The 828-nt window shown below is 45.9% G+C and carries 1 protein-coding gene; it reads right to left on the reverse strand.

What is annotated here, in order from left to right:
* On the reverse strand, positions 1–822 hold an 822-nt coding region (locus tag A3738_RS28710; protein WP_369819848.1), incomplete at its 3' end, for a glycosyltransferase.
* Positions 823–828: the final 6 nt, after the last annotated feature.

An 828-nucleotide genomic window follows, 5' to 3' on the forward strand; every position in this document is an offset into this window, starting at 1 on the left:
ACGAGTGGATGAGTCAGGGTAATACAGCACATAAGGCGCGGCTTTGATTGTCAGCCAGCTATCGACAAGGCCATATTGAATGAAAATAATTTCGATCTTCGGGTGTTCGTAGTCTTTGAAAAACTCGAGCGCTTCACGCGTAGTAGACATGGTCAGTCCGCAATTCTGTATTGAACGCTCAAAGTGGCGCCCAACTATGTCGGCATATACTGGTGCCTTGAGTTGCTCTGTACCACAGGTATTGCAGTCGCCTAAAAACAGAAACTGAGCTTGAGTCTCTGTTAGAGAGGCGTACTTGTCTTGATATGCGTTTAGCATGCGCGTGCTCGTGAGTTGTGTTTTTGCATACTCAAATGCATCGTTTTCCATACTCGCTAATCGCCTGACCTTATGACTATTGCCAAGTTTTGCAGAGATTTCACTGCGTAACTCTTCCACCGAGTTCGCTTGAATAATTGCTTCGTTCGGAAGCAGTGAGGCTGCGCCTGATACTTTAGTTGATAGTACGGGTGTATCTGCTTGCAGCGCTTCGATCATGCTTAAACTCAATCCCTCCCGGGTCGAGTTAATAACAAGTGCATCGGCTCCGTAGAGAAATCGTCGCGCGTTATGTTGGTGGCCGATAAGCTTAATATGTTCTGACTCGTATTCTTTTAACGCTTTTTTTTCTGGGCCATCGCCAACAATGATTAGATTAACGGGCAAAGTCTGGCAGGCTTTCATCACGTTTGAATATGCTTTGACCTTTGCAAGCCTTCCAATGCAAATCAGTATTGGCCAATCAGGGGTCAAATCATAATTGGCTATTAGTTCGGCCCGCAAGATGCC

The sequence above is a fragment of the Oleiphilus sp. HI0066 genome, from assembly GCF_001635725.1.